Below are 18582 nucleotides of genomic sequence, written 5' to 3' on the forward strand. Positions count from 1 at the left end.
TTTCTTCCTCAACCATCCGCCTAAATGCCGAATGTACTATAATGACGAAAATTTTAGCTCATCTAAGGTGACAACGTGTTTAAAACGGTTCTCCCGCTCTCAGCAATTCTTTCACTCCGATTTTTCGGTCTTTTTCTCGTTCTTCCCGTCCTCTCGGCTTATGCCTTGAATCTCGAAGGTTCAACTCCATTTTTAGTCGGTGTTATCGTCGGCGGCTATGCCCTCACCCAAGCGATTTTCCAAGTTCCGTTCGGAGTAATGAGTGATAAAATCGGTCGTAAACCGACACTCCTCGTCGGACTCGTCATTTTCTTGGTCGGTTCTATCATCTGTGCCGTGAGTACCGACATCTATACTCTGATGGCAGGACGTTTTTTACAAGGAGCCGGAGCCATCGGTGCTGTAATCCCCGCCATGATCAGCGATCTCGTCCATGAAGAGTCTCGCGGTAAAGCGATGGCACTGATGGGGGGAACCATCGCAATCAGTTTCGCCCTTGCTATGGCTGCCGGTCCTGTTATCAGTGCCTATGCAGGTGTCGCATCACTGTTTTGGATCACTGCGGTGCTCTCTATATTGGCGATGCTCGTCCTCTTTACGAAAGTCCCTACCCCTCCGCGTATCCGCCATATTTACCACTCTACCACTACCACGGCAGATATCCTCAAAGATCCGAATCTCCTTAGTATGATTATCACCAACGGAATGCAAAAAGGGCTTATGACGGTTGCGTTCGTCCTCATTCCGATCCTCCTGTTGGACAGTGCGGGTATTTTCAAATGGGAAGCCAAAGAGCTATGGCAGGTATATGTTCCGGCAATGCTAATGGGACTCATCGCGATGGGACCGGCAGCCGTGTTCGGTGAAAAATACAACAAACCGCGCGAAATCTTTTTGCTCTCTATCGTCCTCTTTATCGTCGCGTTTACCCTATTAGGATTTGCAACCAAAGGGTGGGAGTTTGTCCTCGGAGTCATTGCCTTTTTTATGGCGTTTAATATGATGGAGCCACTGGTTCAGTCGATGATTTCAAAATACGCCCGTGTTCATCAAAAAGGGGCGGCTCTCGGGATTGCTAACGGAGTCGCCTATTTCATGACGTTTATCGGCGGAGCCGTTGCCGGTATCGCCTTACAATACTCAACACGTGAAACGTTGGCCATCGGGCTGATTGTCGTAACAACACTCTGGCTTTTGTGGACGTTTAAAATGTCGAATCCGCACCGATATTCTCATCTTTATATCTCTGTCGATCATGTAGATATGGAGAAACTGGGTAACTTGGAACATGAGCATATTGCGGAGTGGTATATCAATGAGACCGAAAATATCGTCGCGGTCAAATATCGTAAAGATATGGTTGAAGAAGAGGCTATTAAAGCGAAAATCGTTAAGTAACCTGTCATTGCGGACTTAATCCGCAATCTTAGATCCTGAATCAAGTTCAGGATGACAAACAAAAGAATGAAGCCATTAGAGTTTTATCACCCTCACTAGCGTCCCCGCCTCTAAATCCCCATCCTCTTCACCGCAAATCATAAGTCCCGCATTTCCAAGAAGATTCGTCAAAATGGCAGAGCTTCCGCTCTTTTTCCCCTCAAAATCGACCCAGTATCGCCCATCGACAAAACTAAGGTTGCAGGCGGTAAATTCGCTTTTATTGGAACGTTTCGCAAACGGCACTTTGAGAGTAGCTTCGATCACGTCGTTGGGATTTTCAATTCCCATCATCCGTGCCATAAGCGGTGCGGCATAAAGAATAAATGTGACGGTCGAGGAGTAGGCAAACCCAGGGAGAGAGACAATGAACTTCGATCCCCGTTGAGCCACCATCACGTGCTGCCCCGGTTTGATATTAACCCCTTTGAAGATTACCTCAGCACCGAGTTTGGGGACGATATGTTTGACGAAATCGTAATCGCCGACACTCACTCCACCCGTACTCACCACAATGTCGCACGAGCTGATCGCCTCTTCAAATCGCTCCATAATGGCCGCTTTATCATCTCCGACAATCCCCATCTGTACACTCTCGCCTCCGAGAGAATCGACAAGAGCTTGAAGGGTATAGCTGTTGGAACTTCGGATCTGTCCTGCATGACGAGCAGTTTCACCAATGTCGAGAATCTCACTCCCCGTTGCGATGATCGCAACACGGGGGCGTTGTGCTACACGGATCATCACCCGATTGATCCCGGCCAAAACACCGATCTCGGCAAACCCGATCTTCGTCCCTTTGGAAATCAATATTTCACCCTCTCGGTAACTCTCGCCGATCGGACGGACGGCAAATCCGAATGGAACCGGTTTCTCGATTATAATCTTTGATCCCTCAACACGTACATTCTCAATCGGAATCAATGTGTCGGTTCCCTGCGGCATGAGCGATCCGGTAAAGGTTTTGATACACGCTCCGCTTATAACGAAACCAATCTCATCGGCTCCGGCGGGGTTATCTCCGAGGATTTCGAGTGACACATACTCTTCCAAATCACTGTGGAGGATCGCATACCCATCCATCGCTGACGTAGGATGGAGAGGATAATCGCTGTCGGCGACAATGTCTTCCGCCAAAATCCGACCTAACGCGTGAGTCAGAAAAATTTGCTCACTGCGGATACTCCCGATACTAAGAAGAGTGATCATATTTTGAGACGTTTCATAGGAGATCATATCTTTCCTCCCAAAATTCCCGCACCTGCAATCGCTGTTGAACGATCCGCTGCGTAAAGACGCTCTCCATTTTTAAGGTCGTATTTCCAAATGGGGGCGGAGGCTTTAAAATCTTCGACAAATTTCTCAATCGTCTCCAACGCTACACGTCGTTTTGGTGAAAATACCGCTGCGATATATGAGGATTCATGCACCAATACATCCCCTCGGCTATGAGCCATTTTGAGCTTTGCACCAAGCGGTTCCGCTTTGGCTTGCCATGCTTCAAACCATGCGCCCAGTATCGGTTCATAGAGATCAAAACTGAGCCCTTCGATCCCGTCTTCTTCACGTACCGTCCCGATAAACGGAATATATGCACCGTAGTTGTACTCCGCTTCTTCGGAGTACCACCGCGTGATAATTTCGGAAACGTTAAGCGCTCCCTCATAAAGCTCCAGCATCTTCATCCACCGCATACCGGAGGGAGCAAAGATACCTTATCCCCCGATTTTAGCTGTGTATCGAGAGATGCGACCAGCGTATCATTAACCGCTACCGCACAGTTCTCTAACCACTGTGCCATTTCGGAATCTTTTTTCAATGCCTCGGCGACATCACGTAATGATGAAGCTTCCAAAGTTAACGGAGCCTTTTGAATCGGTCCTAAAAATTCGACTGTCACCATGACAATTCCCCTTTTTGGGTAGTTATATTGTGGTAAATTATAGCGAAAGAGAACTAACAGTGCCTTGTCAGGGATCAATTAGTATAATGAGTTTTATTTTTGCAGAGGAGAAGTTTTGATTTTCGGAAAAATTGATTTTTTAAATCTCCTCCCCTTCCACGTTTTTATCAAACGCTATGCCCGAAGCACTCGATTTAACCAAAGCCTTCATTATCACAAAGGAGTCCCTTCGGCCCTTAATCGCGAGTTTGCCATGCGTCGGATCGATGCGGCATTTATCTCCAGTATTACCGCTAAAAACTGCCGCCATTTCGGGGTTGGTATCGTCGCACAACGTGAAGTACTCAGCGTCCTCTCTCTCCCCAATGCCGATAAAGCCGATGAGGATTCGGCGACCTCAAACCTCCTCTCACGCATACTCGATATTCATGGTGAGGTGCTGATCGGCGATAAGGCGCTCCGATACTATTACGGCGGAGGGGAACATATTGATCTTGGAAAAATCTGGCATGAACGAACAAGATTGCCGTTTGTCTTTGCACTCCTTTGTACTCACAATCACACAGATGAGCTTAAACGCCTGAGCCGCGCATTTGTCGCCAAACGAGTCAAAATTCCTTATTATATGTTGATGGATGCATCCCGCCGAAGCACTCTTAGCCCCGCACAAATTACCCATTATCTAAAATTTATCAGCTATAAAGTGGGGATAAAAGAGGAGAGAGGATACAAAGCGTTTGTGAGAGAGGCAAAAAACAAAAGATTGGCCCCTTCCTTGGGAGCCATAAGATACTTATAGTTTAGCAGTGTTGATAAAGGACCGCTCCGAAATAATAACCGGCACCAAATCCAACGATTAAGCCATAGTCCCCAATTTGTCCTTTGCCCTGTTCTAAGTGATGTTCTAAAACAACAAAATTGCTTGGCGTACTGATGTTGCCGTATTCAACAAACATTTTTTTTGATATTTCTACTTGCTCTTCACTTAATCCTAGTACTTCTTGACTCATAAAGCTATCAACAACAGGTAAGCCGCCTTGATGCAACGACCATTCAGCGACCTCTTCTATCTTCAGTCCGTTTCGCTGTAAAATTGGTTTGATAATATTTTGACTCACGAGCTTTGGCATAACATCCTTTACGCCATCACCTGTGAAAAAAGCGCCATCTTCCATTTTGATTACATCCCCATATTGGTAATCCAATTTTATATCGATGATTTTTAGCTTTTTATCAAAATGTTCGGCTTCAGCTCCACTAGCTAAGAGTAATCCGGCACCACCGTCTCCAAAAATAGCATGTGTTCGCAAAGATGCTCTAAAATTTATATCTGACGCATCGTAAAGCGGCTTGAATGTCCATGATGTTTGTTCAAATGCAAAAACCGTTGCCAAAGAATCATTTTTTTGACAGAAATTAACCGCAGATTGGATGGAAAAAATACCCGAGGTACACCCATAATTGACAATCTCCTCAGGAGGATAGGCTAAGTCAAGTGCAGATTCATGAGCAATTTGACACGTAAGATTAGGAAGAGTTACCGCATGTGAGCTTGCATTATAAGAGATTGACATGAATTCAATTTTACTATCATCGCGGATAGTGTCTGAAAAACTTTTAATGATACCGCTTGCCCATAAAACCGGAGAATTTTCATCAGGAACTACAATGCGGGGGAATTGTTCCAAATCAATACTGATAGCTCGATTTTTAATTTGGACATTTGATCCAAGCCTTGTCGCAAATTTATTTACTTTTGCAGAAGAAAGTTTTTCGCTATACAATTTATCAATTACATCAACAGAATTATAAATTTTTGGAAATACCGATTTTACACCAACGATAAAAACATCTTTTTTCACTTCTTTTCCTCTATTAATCTACTCGACATCCATAAGTGCCGAGCGATTGTAGCTAAAAAGCAAAAGATTTTATATTTTGAGTCTAGTATTTTAACAGCGCATCAATCCGTGCCAACGTCTCATCGACACCGATAATCGCCATAACACTGTCCAGCCCGGGTCCCGATAGTTTCCCCATCAGCGCAACACGTAACGGCTGACCGATTTTCCCGAACCCAATCTCCAACTGTGCTACTACACTCTCCATCACATGATGATAATCACTCGGGAGATGAAGCTCTGTAGTATTTTTAAGCGCTTGGGCAAAAGCTTCCAAAATCGCTTTACTCTCTTCTTTGTACCCTTTTTTAAGAGCCGCTTCATCAAAGAGCGCAGGACGAACCAAAATCTCATTGATCAGCGTTGCCATCTCGACCAATGTTTTTGCACGCTCTTTTAGCGCATCGAGCAAAATTTCACGTTTATCGTGGCTTACCAGCATGACCCCGTGAAACTCCAAAAGTTCGCACAATTTGTCGTTAGACATATTTTTAATGTAATGGCTATTGAGCCAATCGAGTTTCTCGACGTTGTAAACTGATGCGGAGCGGTTAATATCGCTCGGATCGAAAAGTTCCAACATCTCCGCCATCGAGAATATCTCCTGATCGCCATGACTCCATCCCAAACGGACGAGGAAGTTGAGTAGCGCTTCAGGGGTATACCCCATCGTTTTATACATCATGACATCGGTCGCACCGTCACGTTTCGAGAGTTTTTTACCCTCGTGATTGTGGATCATCGGGACATGGAAAAAGCGGGGGATCGGAAACCCGAGCGCCTCATAGACGACGATCTGTTTTGGAGTGTTGGAGAGGTGATCGTCTCCTCGTATTACATCGGTCACTCCCATCAGGGCATCATCGACAGCAACGACGAAGTTATAGGTCGGGGTACCGTCAGAGCGGGCAATGATAAAATCATCCAAAATATCGGCTACATTGAAAAGAACATCCCCTTTGACTCCATCATGCACCGTAATAGAACCTTCCAACGGAGCTTTGATACGGATAACCGCTTCACGCCCTTCAGGTGCTACTCCACTAAAATCACGATATCGGTTGTCGTATTTTGCTCTCTCTTTGCGCATCGTCTGCTCTTCGCGAAGTGCATCAAGCTCCTCTTTGGACATATAGCACTTGTACGCTTTCCCTTCATCGAGGAGCTTTTGGGCGTACTCTTGGTAGATTGCCAAACGGCTCGATTGATACTCGATTACGCCGTCATGTTCTAATCCGACCCATTTAAACGCTTCGACGATCGCAAGGGCTGCCGCTTCATCATTTCGGCTAAAATCGGTATCTTCGATACGAAGTAAAAACTTTCCGCCGTTACGTCGTGCCCAAAGGTAACTAAGAAGGGCGGTACGCAATCCGCCGATGTGTAAATATCCCGTCGGGCTTGGGGCAAATCTGGTTACTACCATGTTCAAAATCCTTTTTGGATGCAATTGCGCAATTTTAGTTAAGGCTATGTTAAAAGCGGGTAAAATAGGAAACTTTTGCATAGGAGCATCAATGCGTTCGATTACCCTTTCTGCGTTACTCGCCACTTTTTTATGGAGCGCCCCTATCGGCGGTGTGGCAGTATTGGTCAAAAACACCCCTATCACCCTTTTCGAGGTACAGCAAGAGATGAAACAAAGTGGCACAAACGCTACACAAAGTGCCGACAACTTGATTCGCAAAAAGCTTGAGCAACTCGAAGCCGGAGAGAAAAAAATCACCGTTTCCACAACCGAAATCAACGAAGAGTTAACCCGCATGGCAGCCCAAAACAACCTCTCTATGGAGCAGTTTTTAAATGCAATGCAGAGTGTACGCGGGCTCAGCGAAAAAGATCTTAAGGCCAAAGTCGAAGAGAGTATCAAAGGACAAAAGCTCTATAGCGCTATTGCATTTTCTAAAATGGGCCAACCAACGGCTGAGGAAGAAGCAGAATATTATCAACTCCATCTCGATGAGTTTTCACGTCCTGAGAGTTTTGAGGTAACCGCCTATCTTTCTGCTTCCCAAGAAGCATTAGCAGCAAAAATTGCCGATCCGATGCGTCATGTTGAAGCCATTCAAACCAAAGACGAGTCTATCCCTTTTGGAAAAATCAATCCTCAGTTGGCTCAACTCCTGAACAAAACGCCCAATGGCAGCTTCAGCCCTATCATCCCTAATGGGCAAAATAGTTTTATGAGCTTTTACATGCGCGATAAACTGAACGTTGTTACCGAAAATCTCGAATCGTTGCGTCCTCAAATTTCAAATGCAATTATTGGTGAAAAACGAAATCAGGTTTTGAATGACTATTTTACGCGTTTACGTCTAAGTGCGGATATAAAAGTTTTGAGATTACCGGAGTAAATTTTGTCATTCCGTGCTACGACACGGAATCTAAGTTCTTAAGAAAATAGATACCGTATCAAGTACGGTATGACGAGGAGGGGATTACCCCTGATAGTTTTCGAGGTATTTGGTATCGAAGTTATTGTTGATAAAATCGGGGTTTTGCATCATTTTTGCATGAAAAGGGATCGTTGTTCGAATCCCCGTAATCGTAAATTCGCTCAATGCACGGTGCATCCGTGCAATCGCTTCATCACGATCTTTTCCGTAAACAATAAGCTTTCCGATCATTGAGTCATACGTCGAGGGGACGATATAACCCGCATGAGCATGAGTATCAATACGAACATTACGTCCGCCCGGAGCGATCCACTGAGTGATTTTTCCCGGACTTGGCAAGAATTTAATAGGGTCTTCTGCTGTAATACGACACTCGATTGAATGCCCAGTGAGGACAACGCTCTCTTGTGATGGAAGAGCTTCTCCCTCAGCAACACGTATCATCATCTCGATCAAATCCAAACCGCTTACCATCTCAGAAACAGTATGCTCTACCTGAAGACGGGTATTCATCTCCATAAAATAGAACTTTTTATCGGCATCAAGAAGATATTCAAATGTCCCTGCGCCCTCGTATTTAATATACTTGGTAGCACGAACCGCTGACGCGTGTAATTCAGCACGAATTTCAGGGGTTAGGGCAACGGCGGGTGATTCTTCGATCAGCTTTTGGTGACGACGCTGCATGGAACAGTCACGCTCACCGATATGTAATACATTTCCATGGCTGTCGGCAATCACTTGTACTTCAATATGGCGAGGATTTTTAATGAATTTCTCCATGTAAATCGTGCCGTCACCGAATGCGCCGATCGCTTCCGCTTCTGCCGCTAAAAATGCGTTTTCAATATAACTTTCATCTTCGACAACGCGCATCCCGCGTCCGCCGCCGCCGGCTGCCGCTTTGAGGATAACCGGATAACCGACCTCTTTGGCGCGAACTTTTGCTTCGGCGATATCTTTGATAGCGCCATCAGATCCCGGAACAACCGGAACACCTGCGGCGATCATGACATCTTTCGCTTTGGATTTATCGGACATCATCACCATAACTTCAGGAGTCGGCCCGATAAATTTAATTCCGTGATGGGTACAAATCTCAACAAAATGTTGATTTTCACTCAAAAATCCGTAACCCGGAAATACCGCGTCACATCCGCTAATTTCACACGCAGCAATAATTGCGGGGATATTGAGGTAACTTTGAGAACTTGGAGCCCCGCCGATACAAATCGCCGCATCCGCAAGTTTAAGATAGGAAGCCTCTTTATCAGCAGTCGAATAAACTGCTACTGCTTCTTTCCCCATCTCTTTGATTGTTCGGATGGCACGCAGAGCGATTTCGCCCCGATTGGCCACTAATATACGTTTGATTTCCGCCATGATTAGAGTTTCTCGACCGCGAAAAGTGGCATATCGTATTCAACCGCTTGAGAATCAGAAACAAGAATGCTTACAATTTTACAATCGAACTCAGCCTCAAGTTCATTCATAATTTTCATCGCTTCAAGAATACCGATGACTTGACCTTTTTTTACACGGTCGCCCACTTTGACAAAGGGAGCTGAATCAGGAGAAGGAGAGCCATAAAATGTCCCGACCATTGGGGAAACGATCATGTCGCCAGTATGCACAGGAGCTGCTGCTTCAACGGCTACAGGTGCTGCAACTGCAGTCGTAGCAACCGCTATAGGTGCTGCCATTACCGGTGCTGCAACAACACCGATATTTTTTTCAAGTTCAATCGAAAAAGCGTCTTGAGTAATTTTTAATTTTGAAAGAGTACTTGCGTCAAACTCTTGCAAAAGTGCTTTGATTTGTTTCATATCCATCGGAAAATGCTCCTAAAAGTAGGGTAATAGATGTGTTATACTACCACAAATAAAATTAACAACGGATATGAAGATGGGTCTCAAAAGCGACGGATGGATTCGAGAAAAGGCATTAAATGAGGGGATGATCTCCCCATTTTGCGAAGATCAAGTGGGTGTAGGAGTCGTCAGTTACGGCCTTAGTTCGTACGGTTACGATATCCGAGTGACGAATGAATTTAAGATTTTTACCAATCTTAATTCTACGGTTGTTGACCCAAAACATTTCGACGATATGAATGTTGTTGATTTCACGGGTGACGTCTGTATCGTCCCGCCAAACTCCTTTGCATTGGCTCGCACGGTAGAATATTTTAAAATTCCTCGTGACGTTTTAGCCATCTGTTTGGGCAAATCGACCTATGCACGCTGCGGCATTATCGTAAATGTCACCCCTTTTGAACCGGAATTCGAAGGACATATCACCATTGAAATCTCGAATACTACCCCTCTTCCGGCTAAAATCTATGCCAATGAGGGGATTGCACAAGTGCTCTTTTTACAAGGAGATGAGATGTGCGAAACCAGCTATAAAGATAAAAGCGGTAAATACCAAGGGCAAGAGGGGATCACCCTTCCACGGATTTTAAATTAAGTAGTGGTACAATTGCGATAAATTTCCACGCAAGGACACTGAATGTTGCACGAATACCGTGATGTAATCACCCACATAAAACAAAATGATGCGGCAAATGCCCACTTTTTGAAAATTTTTGATCGCCATAACGATCTTGATAACCAAATTGCTAAAGCTGAGAGCGGTGAAGTACCGATGAGCGATGTTGAACTTGAAAATCTTAAAAAAGAAAAATTGTTGCTTAAAGACGAAGCGTATGCAATGATTATCGAATACAAAAAAGCCAATAACCTCTAAATTTTGCTCAATCCCCACTCTGGGGATTTTCCTCATCTCTATTTTATTTCTGTTGATTTACTTTTTAGCTTTAAATGGATACGATTTACTTTTTCGTGAACTCACCTAAGAGGTACTTGAATGATATCCACCACTTCGTATGCCGCACTGGCCGAATTTGGCCGTTCTTTGCTCAAGCGTCCGACACTTTCCGAGGGGCTGCCCCTGATCTCGGAGTATGCAAAACAAGTCAGCGGAGCTGAGAGATGCTCTATTTTTATCTATAACCAAAAAATCGAGATGCTCTGGACCACCCTAGCCGATGGTGTTGAAAAGATAATGGTTCACAAAGACGATGGCATTGTAGGAAGTACCCTTAAAGAGGGAAAACCTATTTTGGTGAACAACCCTTATGAGGATGATCGCTTTTTCCATGCTGTCGATAACAAAACCGGATTTGTAACGGAAAATATTGCCTCTATTCCTATTTTTGACTCCAATCGTCATGTTATCGGTGTCTTTCAGCTTCTGAATAAACTCGGTGGCTTTACCCGAGAAGATGCTAAATTTATGATTTTTTTCGCCCACTATATCAGCGGTTACTTAGAGCTTGCAATGCTATTCGATGATGAAGCGACACTACTCAACAAGGGGATAGAATGAGTTTAAAAATCTATGAACGAATCGCCGATTTCGGCAAACGGCTCAGTCATTTGAACCATATTGAAGAGACTTTGCCGTCAATATCCGAAGAAGCAAAAGCCATCGTCAGTGCAGAGCGGTGCTCTATTTTTATCGTGGATCAAAGCGGTGGAATGCTCTGGACAAAACTAAGTGATGGAATCGGCCGGATTGCGATCGGTATCGATTCGGGAATCGTCGGGGACACCGTTCATAAAAAAACAGCGCAACTCGTCAATAATCCGTATGAAGACAGCCGTTTTTTAGCCAAAATCGATGAAAAAAGTGGTTTCGTGACCCGAAATATCCTCGCTGTTCCCATCTTTAACTCGCGTCAAGAAGTAATCGGTGTCATTCAACTCCTCAATAAATACCACGGTGATTTTACTGAAAATGATGAAGGGATTATGAGCTTCTTTGCCAACTATATCAGCGGAACATTGGAATTGGCACTACTCATGGAGAAAAAATAAACTCTTAGTAACGGTTCGCCCTGAGCCGGTCGAAGGGTGAATATAATTTAATATTTTTTATTTCAAATTGCCATATTTTTTATCTTCTTCATCGGGTAATGTACAATCGCACAATAGTATCCTGCACGATGATGAGGATTTGCCGTGAATGAAATTTCTATCATAGACGAACACAACATCCAAAACAAAATCTACACTCTTCGCGGATTACAAGTGATGTTGGACAGAGATTTGGCAGAGTTGTATGGGGTGGAGACAAAAGTTTTTAATCAAGCCATCAAACGCAATAGTGAGCGATTCCCCTCTGATTTTATGTTTCAACTGACGAAAGATGAGTTGGAGAATTGGAGGTCACAATTTGTGACTTCCAATAAAGAGAAAATGGGACTTAGAAGAGCACCCTATGCCTTTACAGAACAAGGTGTTTCGATGCTCAGTGCTATTTTAAAGAGTCCGACGGCAGTGGACATGAGTGTAAAAATCATACGAACCTTTGTTACCATGCGCAAATTTATTTCCCATAATGGGGTGCTGTTTCAAAAAATCGATACGATTGAGCAAAAGCTTTTAAAGCATGATGCAAAATTCAATCAACTTTTTAGTGCAATCGAATCCAAAGATCTACGACCTGATTATGGAATATTTTATGAAAATCAGATTTTCGATGCTTATGTGTTTGTTAGTGATCTGATCAAAAGTGCCAAAAGATCCATTGTCCTCATCGATAATTATGTGGATGAGAGTGTGTTGGTTCTGTTAACCAAAAGAGCCGATGGTTGCAAAGCGACCATTTACACGAAAATGATTACTTCACAACTCTCACTTGATCTCAAAAAACACAATGCCCAATATCCACCCATACAGATCAAAGAGTTTTCCGCATCACATGATCGTTTTTTGATCCTCGATGACGAGGAGATATATCATATCGGTGCAAGTCTCAAAGATTTGGGTAAAAAGTGGTTTGCATTTTCGAAGTTTGAAAAAGGCTCCATTGAAATGTTGGGGAAATTACAATAACTCCCTCTTAATCCAATGACTGAGGACATAAAGTCCCCATACGTGTTGTTTAAATTTTCCTCGACGGGCCAAATCCAGATATTCTTCAATCACTTCGGGATAAAATAATCCCGTTTTATCATTCACTTCCCGTATCAATTCCAGACGTTCCGAGGCAATCAACCACTCCATATACGGGTTGGCAAACCCTTTTTTACGACGATTAATGATCTCATCACTCAGATAATTTCGAGCAACCTGCTTTAGCAATGTTTTAGTTTGCCCATTTCCGATACGTAATACAGGATCAATACTTAAAACGGTTTCCGCCAAAGTATGATCCAAAAACGGGGTTCGCGCTTCAATCGTATGTGCCATCGAAACCCGATCAAGCTTAGCGAGAAAGTGTTCACCCACAAAGAGTTTCAGATCGATCATGCTGTACCACATACTCGGATCATTGTGTCCGCTTTGTTCAAATATTTCACGATACTCTTGCAAAAATCGGAGTGATTCATTATCCCGAACATTACGACGTAACAATTTGTTTTGCTGTAAATCGGTAAATTTTTCTCCCGAAGTTCTAAAAAGCAATGACTCATCAAAAACCCGTTTGTACCATTCCCACTCACGGTTCATCGAAAAATGGCTGTGAAAATATTTTTTGAGCCAGTTTTTATGGTGCAAAGAAGCCGCTTTTTCGATATCGAAATATTCAAAATATTGCCGATATCCTAAAAAAAGTTCATCTGAGCCTTCGCCGCTTAAGACGACTTTATACCCTTGCGAGCCGATTTTTTTCATCAACAAGCTGAGCGGCAATGCGGCAGGATCATTGAGCGGTTCATCCATGTGAATCAATAGTTCGTCCAGATGCTCGTGAAAATCATTCTGTGAAATAATGACTTCCGTATGCTCAAGCCCAAGATATTCCGCTGTAATAGCAGCGTTTACCCGCTCATCATACGCACCGTATTCATCGTATCCAAGGGTAAAGACGGGGAGTTTTTTACCCTGACGTGCCGCAATCGCACAAATCATAGCACTGTCCAATCCACCTGAAAGCAATGCCGCAACGGGTACGTTCGTATCAAGCCTTGCACCGACAGAACGGTACAGTTCTTCTTCAATACGTTCTAATGCTTCATTCCTATCGCTTATCATCGGAAATGACCTCTCCAACACATTATAATAACGATGCTTTGTCACCTTATTGTGTTCATAGCAGAGCCACTCACCACTCTCTAATTTTTCTATACCCTGATAAAATGTATGCGGCGGTGTCGGAGCTAAAAAAGAGAGATACGAATGGAGCGCTTCATCGTTCATTCGAACCGAGGATAAAAAAGGTTTAATCGCTTTTATCTCCGAAGCAAACACCAATGTGTCCGTGTTTTGATGATAGAACAAGGGCTTCTTTCCGAATCGATCACGGACGAGATAAAGCTTATCCCCATCGATCAAAGCGAATGCAAACATCCCCTCCAGATGATTTACGCATGCAATCCCCCATCGTTCATACGCGGCTAAAATCACTTCAGTATCGCTGTCCGTCTCCCAATGTGTAAGATGCAGTGTTTCCCGAAGTGCCGTATGATTATAGATTTCACCGTTAAAACTGATAAGGACTCGACCTCTGCGCATCGGCTGATGAGACCGTGCATGCGCATCGGTAATCGAAAGACGCTGGTGCGACAGAAAGTATCCCTCCCCTTCCACAATGCCGCAATGATCCCGTCCGCGATGCGCTAATCTCTTTAAGGCTTCACGTGCTTTGGAAGGAGAGTAGTCACCGATAATTCCAAATACTCCGCACACGTGAAACCTTTTTTTTCACAATTATACGCTATCATAACCCAACCATAAGTACGCGTGAGTGAGCAAAATTGATGATACCTCTTTCTATATCTCAAAAACAAGTAGTTATGAACTTTTTTGAAGATGATATTAAACTCGTAAAAAAATATTTTAATGCTATCGGTTTTGATTTTGACGAAGATTTTCGATTCGATGTTTTTAAAGAGTTCATCTACTCCGCCGCCGGAATGTTTAAAGATATCGACACCACCATCTACAATCAAGAACTTATCAGTAAATTTAACACCATCCGCTACCTGAGCGAACGCTACAACGATTTTGAGCAACGAACCAACATTGCCCAGCGTGTCTATACAAAAAACTTTTTACTCGCACAAGAGGGGTATGTTGAGCAAAAGCATCAATTTGAACTCCTCAAAGCGGAACTTCAAATGCTCATTACTAAAGAACAAGGGCTAAGCGCTAAACGTGAAGTGATGGAACTACAATTCAAACAAGATGTCGATTCCATCGCCAATAAAGATGAGTATGAAAATGAGCTCAAAAAAGTACGCCGAGACCAAGTTGATACTATCCATATTATCGGAAGCCATCGGCATGAGCTCGAAGAGATACAAGAGAGACTAAAAACATTCGAAGAGGCCCATAAAGAGGAATTCTTACGTTACTTTAACGAGGTCAAAGAAAAACTTACCTATCAATTTAGCGAATCTCTCAACTTCTTCGGATATGAATTCAATCAAGCACTTTTTCTCAATTCCGAACGCTCAACACTGATCCAAAAATTTAAAACTGAAGCCGGAATACAAGGGAGCATAAATTTGTGCAAATACGTCGAATATTACCTGCGCAACGTCGTTCCCGAAGCCCTTTCCGATGCAGGGCATAAAGAACGTCTTTTAAATGCAAAACGATACTGTGACCGTGTGGGGAAAAAATGAGACTTACAGTTCTGTTTTTAACGCAGCACCGTTAGAGGCGTTGGAGACGAGGAGACTGTAGCGTTTGAGCCATTTGGAATGGATCTCTTTTTTGATCGGTTTCCAATGGAGACGGCGTTGCTCCAATACTTCATAACTGACATTGAGCTGCAAAAGATGGCTATCAACATCGAGTTCGATCTCATCACCGTCTTCGATAAGAGCGATCAAACCGCCCTCAGCCGCTTCAGGGCTCACATGACCGATAGATGCACCACGGGTTGCCCCAGAGAAGCGTCCGTCAGTGATGAGAGCAACACTCTCCCCTAATCCCATTCCCATGATAAGTGCCGTAGGGGCGAGCATCTCTTGCATACCCGGACCGCCTTTAGGACCCTCATAGCGGATAACAACAACATCACCCGCTTTAACTTTATGGCCCATAATGCCGGCAATCGCTTCGTTTTGAGAGTTAAAACAAACGGCAGAACCTTTGAATTGTCGCATATTAGGGGTAATTCCCGCCGTTTTAACCACCGCACCCTCTTCAGCCAGATTACCGAACAAGATCGAGAGACCACCGACCGGAGAGTAGGCATTTTCATTGGTGTGGATAATATTCGGATCTTTAATCACCGCATCTTTGATCCGCTCACCCAATGTCTCACCCGTAATCGTCATCGCATCCAGTTCCAATACACCACCACGTCGACTTACCTCTTTCATAACGGCATTTACACCGCCTGCGCGGTTAATGTCATCCATGTGAACGGTCGATAATGACGGAGATATTTTCGCGATATGCGCCACTTTTTCAGAGATTTCATTGATTTTTGTAATATCGAAATCAACCTCTGCCTCTTTAGCAATGCTCAGCAAATGGAGAACCGTATTGGAGCTTCCCCCCATTGCCATATCGATAACAAATGCATTGTGAATCGCTTTATCATTGAGAATATTGCGCATATTCCATTTCGCGCTGTTTTCGTCTTTGACCATCTCGACGACACGGCGTGCCGCCGCCTTTACCATCTCGATACGTTCCGGTGTCATCGCAAGCACCGTACCGTTACCCGGCAAGGCAACCCCCATCGCTTCACAAAGAGTATTCATCGAGTTAGCCGTAAACATTCCTGAACAGCTCCCACCGCTCGGACACGCTTCGCACTCGATTTCATAGAGCTCTTCATCGGACATTTTACCATCGGCATGTTTTCCGACCGCTTCGAACGCCGTCGCCAAATCGATCGGCGTACCGTCTTTTTTATGCCCTGCGCTCATCGGTCCACCGGAAACGAAAATCGTCGGTACATTAACCCGCAACGCACCCATAAGCATCCCCGGTACGATTTTGTCACAGTTAGGGATACAGATCAAACCATCCAGCTTGTGAGCGTTCATCACCGTCTCGATACAATCGGCTATCAACTCACGGCTTGGAAGCGAATAGAGCATCCCATCATGCCCCATTGCGATACCATCATCGACACCGATGGTGTTAAACTCGAATGGAACCCCGCCCGCTTCACGGATTGCTTCTTTCACAATTCGGCCGTATTCTTGGAGGAAAAAATGCCCCGGTATGATATCGATATGGGAGTTCGCGACCCCGATAAACGGTTTATCAAAATCTTCGTCTTTCAATCCCGTTGCTCGGAGCAAACTTCGGTGGGGGGTTTTATCAAATCCGCGTTTAATAGTATCACTACGCATGGGATTCCTTTAGTATTATATTGGTTTAAATTGACGCGATTATAGCGCAGTGGAACTCTTAAAAAGATATACCTCAAAAAAAATAACAAAAAAAGAGGCTAAACTCTTTACACACCATACTTTTTTTGCTATACTTCCAGTCCACAAAAACAATGCGGGAATAGCTCAGTGGTAGAGCACAACCTTGCCAAGGTTGGGGTCGCGAGTTCGAACCTCGTTTCCCGCTCCATATGCCTCAGTTGAAATATCGAGAAACCGATGCTTTAACTGAGGTATTTTTTGTTATCGTTGCCCGGATGGCGAAATCGGTAGACGCAAGGGACTTAAAATCCCTCGGTGGTAACACTGTGCCGGTTCAAGTCCGGCTCCGGGCACCACAAATGGATGGTGGTATGGCCAAGCGGTAAGGCGCTGGTTTGCAAAACCTTGACCCCCAGTTCGAATCTGGGTACCACCTCCAAAATGTAAAAAATAGCTTCATTCTTATACGGGTCACTGGCAGAGTGGTCGATTGCACCGGTCTTGAAAACCGGCGAGGGTTATACCTCCCAAGGTTCAAATCCTTGGTGGCCCGCCATCACATTTAAATCTTCTTCCTAACATTTATTCAACCCTCAATTCACAAACATATCCTTAACTTTCATATATACCTTCATATTGCATACGGCTCTTAATGCTATAGGTGATACAACATAGATTGAAAATTCAGTGAAGGAGAGTTTTCATGAAACGGATCATCAGTATCTATACCGAACACAAAAACAGTGTTCAATTTTATCTTCGTACCGCAATAGCAAATTTCCATCCTCCCACAAATGACGCTAAAGATATGCGGCGATTTTTCGAAAGTGAACGATCATCTGAAGTTATCTATTCCGTCGATAATACCTTTACCCAATCCTCACCCGATTTTGGCCGAAACTACATTGATGAGGATCGCAACGGTGCCGATAAATCTTTTTATTTCAAATGGGTCAGTTTTGTAGAAGAACCGATTCATATCAGCAATCCTTATCTTCATCACATTACGGGATTGCCGACATTGACCGCCGTAAAACAAGAAAATGACCGTTATATTGTTGCTGATTTTGATATGCTCAAACTGCTTGAAGAGCTTCGTTTGATTGAACACAACAGTGCTTTTGAAAAAATCAACCGCTTTGTCATGGGATGCGGAGGATTACTATTGGGTCTTGTCTCAGTTTTTTTAATCTTTTACGGAGCCTATATCTTCTTAAATATGCTGACCTCTTCCATGTCGAAAGAGCTTGTTATGCATGAGATATTCACATCGATCATTTCAATTACGATCGGACTTGCGATCTACGACTTGGCCAAAACACTGATTGAAAACGAGGTTCTCTTTAAAACCTTCAATTACGGCAACGACCTCCAGAACAAAACACTCAGTAAATTTTTGACCTCCATCATTATTGCTCTCTCGATCGAATCTCTTATGGCCGTATTTAAAATTGTGTTGGATGATTACAGTCAACTCATTAACGCTTTTTATCTCATAATTGGGGTAACGTTGCTCATCGTGGGAACCGGAATATACAATCAACTCTCCCGACAAAAAAAATAAAAACATTTTTTTTCCCGTTTACCCACAGCAAT

The 18582-nt window shown here is 43.9% G+C and carries 19 protein-coding genes and 4 tRNA genes; 14 read left to right on the top strand and 9 right to left on the bottom strand.

All coding sequences use genetic code 11. From position 1 onward, the window contains the following. Positions 1 to 75: 75 nt before the first annotated feature. A complete protein-coding gene (locus B649_RS11315) occupies positions 76 to 1398 on the top strand; it encodes an MFS transporter (protein ID WP_015654660.1) in 1323 nt (440 codons plus the stop codon). Positions 1399 to 1473: 75 nt separating this feature from the next. On the opposite strand, the gene B649_RS11320 is transcribed toward B649_RS11315, so the two are convergent. The 3 genes from B649_RS11320 to B649_RS11330 are packed head-to-tail and all read right to left on the bottom strand — an operon-like array spanning position 1474 to position 3340. Then, positions 1474 to 2673, bottom strand: coding sequence for a molybdopterin molybdotransferase MoeA (locus tag B649_RS11320; protein WP_015654661.1), 1200 nt, complete (start codon positions 2671 to 2673; stop codon positions 1474 to 1476). After that, the gene (locus tag B649_RS11325; RefSeq protein WP_015654662.1) at positions 2670 to 3116 is read right to left on the bottom strand and encodes a molybdenum cofactor biosynthesis protein MoaE; all 447 of its coding nucleotides are present in this window, start codon (positions 3114 to 3116) and stop codon (positions 2670 to 2672) included. The genes B649_RS11320 and B649_RS11325 overlap by 4 nt, the downstream gene beginning before the upstream one ends. A gap of 2 nt (positions 3117 to 3118) precedes the next feature. Further along, positions 3119 to 3340 (bottom strand): MoaD/ThiS family protein, encoded by a 222-nt coding sequence (locus tag B649_RS11330; RefSeq protein WP_015654663.1) that lies wholly within the window; start codon positions 3338 to 3340, stop codon positions 3119 to 3121. A 115-nt stretch (positions 3341 to 3455) separates the two neighbouring features. On the opposite strand from B649_RS11330, the gene B649_RS11335 reads away from it, so the two are divergent. Then, positions 3456 to 4139, top strand: coding sequence for an MqnA/MqnD/SBP family protein (locus tag B649_RS11335; RefSeq protein WP_015654664.1), 684 nt, complete (start codon positions 3456 to 3458; stop codon positions 4137 to 4139). Between the two features lies 1 nt (position 4140). Here the strand turns inward: B649_RS11335 and B649_RS11340 are convergent, their stop codons facing one another. Together B649_RS11340 and gltX are read right to left on the bottom strand one after the other, a co-directional pair. After that, positions 4141 to 5202, bottom strand: coding sequence for a 3-oxoacyl-[acyl-carrier-protein] synthase III C-terminal domain-containing protein (locus B649_RS11340; protein ID WP_015654665.1), 1062 nt, complete (start codon positions 5200 to 5202; stop codon positions 4141 to 4143). 82 nt (positions 5203 to 5284) lie between these two features. Further along, a complete protein-coding gene (gltX, locus tag B649_RS11345; protein WP_015654666.1) occupies positions 5285 to 6667 on the bottom strand; it encodes a glutamate--tRNA ligase in 1383 nt (460 codons plus the stop codon). A gap of 91 nt (positions 6668 to 6758) precedes the next feature. Between gltX and B649_RS11350 the strand changes: the two genes are divergently transcribed. Next, positions 6759 to 7595 (top strand): peptidylprolyl isomerase, encoded by an 837-nt coding sequence (locus tag B649_RS11350; protein WP_015654667.1) that lies wholly within the window; start codon positions 6759 to 6761, stop codon positions 7593 to 7595. Between the two features lie 84 nt (positions 7596 to 7679). On the opposite strand, the gene B649_RS11355 is transcribed toward B649_RS11350, so the two are convergent. Both B649_RS11355 and accB read right to left on the bottom strand, forming a co-directional pair. Continuing rightward, positions 7680 to 9020, bottom strand: a complete 1341-nt coding sequence (locus B649_RS11355; RefSeq protein ID WP_015654668.1) for an acetyl-CoA carboxylase biotin carboxylase subunit — start codon at positions 9018 to 9020, stop codon at positions 7680 to 7682. Between the two features lie 2 nt (positions 9021 to 9022). Further along, entirely contained in the window at positions 9023 to 9469 is a 447-nt protein-coding gene (gene accB, locus B649_RS11360) for an acetyl-CoA carboxylase biotin carboxyl carrier protein (RefSeq protein ID WP_015654669.1), read from the bottom strand. A 73-nt stretch (positions 9470 to 9542) separates the two neighbouring features. Here accB and dcd point away from each other — a divergent pair, with 73 nt between their 5' ends. The 5 genes from dcd to B649_RS11385 all read left to right on the top strand — a co-directional run bounded on the left by dcd (position 9543) and on the right by B649_RS11385 (position 12535). Beyond that, positions 9543 to 10103: a dCTP deaminase gene (dcd, locus tag B649_RS11365; protein WP_015654670.1), complete on the top strand. Its 561-nt coding sequence runs from the start codon at positions 9543 to 9545 to the stop codon at positions 10101 to 10103. A 42-nt stretch (positions 10104 to 10145) separates the two neighbouring features. Next, positions 10146 to 10382 (top strand): DUF465 domain-containing protein, encoded by a 237-nt coding sequence (locus B649_RS11370; RefSeq protein WP_015654671.1) that lies wholly within the window; start codon positions 10146 to 10148, stop codon positions 10380 to 10382. A 120-nt stretch (positions 10383 to 10502) separates the two neighbouring features. After that, on the top strand, positions 10503 to 11024 hold the full coding sequence (locus B649_RS11375; RefSeq protein WP_015654672.1) for a GAF domain-containing protein: 522 nt from the start codon (positions 10503 to 10505) through the stop codon (positions 11022 to 11024). Continuing rightward, positions 11021 to 11515 (top strand): GAF domain-containing protein, encoded by a 495-nt coding sequence (locus B649_RS11380; RefSeq protein WP_015654673.1) that lies wholly within the window; start codon positions 11021 to 11023, stop codon positions 11513 to 11515. Before B649_RS11375 ends, B649_RS11380 begins: the two co-directional genes overlap by 4 nt. 144 nt (positions 11516 to 11659) lie before the next feature. After that, positions 11660 to 12535 carry an ORF6N domain-containing protein gene (locus tag B649_RS11385; protein WP_015654674.1) on the top strand — a complete coding sequence of 292 codons (876 nt, stop codon included), beginning with the start codon at positions 11660 to 11662 and terminating at the stop codon, positions 12533 to 12535. On the opposite strand, the gene asnB is transcribed toward B649_RS11385, so the two are convergent. Continuing rightward, a complete protein-coding gene (asnB, locus tag B649_RS11390; RefSeq protein ID WP_015654675.1) occupies positions 12527 to 14332 on the bottom strand; it encodes an asparagine synthase (glutamine-hydrolyzing) in 1806 nt (601 codons plus the stop codon). The genes B649_RS11385 and asnB overlap by 9 nt on opposite strands. 107 nt (positions 14333 to 14439) lie before the next feature. On the opposite strand from asnB, the gene B649_RS11395 reads away from it, so the two are divergent. Next, entirely contained in the window at positions 14440 to 15273 is an 834-nt protein-coding gene (locus B649_RS11395; RefSeq protein WP_291750903.1) for a hypothetical protein, read from the top strand. Positions 15274 to 15276: 3 nt separating this feature from the next. Here B649_RS11395 and ilvD read toward each other — a convergent pair whose 3' ends face one another. Next, entirely contained in the window at positions 15277 to 16965 is a 1689-nt protein-coding gene (gene ilvD / locus B649_RS11400) for a dihydroxy-acid dehydratase (protein WP_015654677.1), read from the bottom strand. Positions 16966 to 17119: 154 nt separating this feature from the next. Between ilvD and B649_RS11405 the strand changes: the two genes are divergently transcribed. From B649_RS11405 to B649_RS11425, 5 genes are all read left to right on the top strand, one after another. Further along, positions 17120 to 17194, top strand: a tRNA-Gly gene (locus B649_RS11405). 61 nt (positions 17195 to 17255) lie between these two features. Further along, a tRNA-Leu gene (locus B649_RS11410) sits at positions 17256 to 17342 on the top strand. A 9-nt stretch (positions 17343 to 17351) separates the two neighbouring features. Next, positions 17352 to 17425 (top strand) — tRNA-Cys (locus B649_RS11415). Positions 17426 to 17454: 29 nt separating this feature from the next. Next, positions 17455 to 17542 (top strand) — tRNA-Ser (locus B649_RS11420). 147 nt (positions 17543 to 17689) lie between these two features. Continuing rightward, positions 17690 to 18550 (top strand): hypothetical protein, encoded by an 861-nt coding sequence (locus B649_RS11425; protein ID WP_015654678.1) that lies wholly within the window; start codon positions 17690 to 17692, stop codon positions 18548 to 18550. Positions 18551 to 18582: the final 32 nt, after the last annotated feature.

It is taken from the genome of Candidatus Sulfuricurvum sp. RIFRC-1, assembly GCF_000310245.1.
Taxonomy (GTDB): domain Bacteria; phylum Campylobacterota; class Campylobacteria; order Campylobacterales; family Sulfurimonadaceae; genus Sulfuricurvum.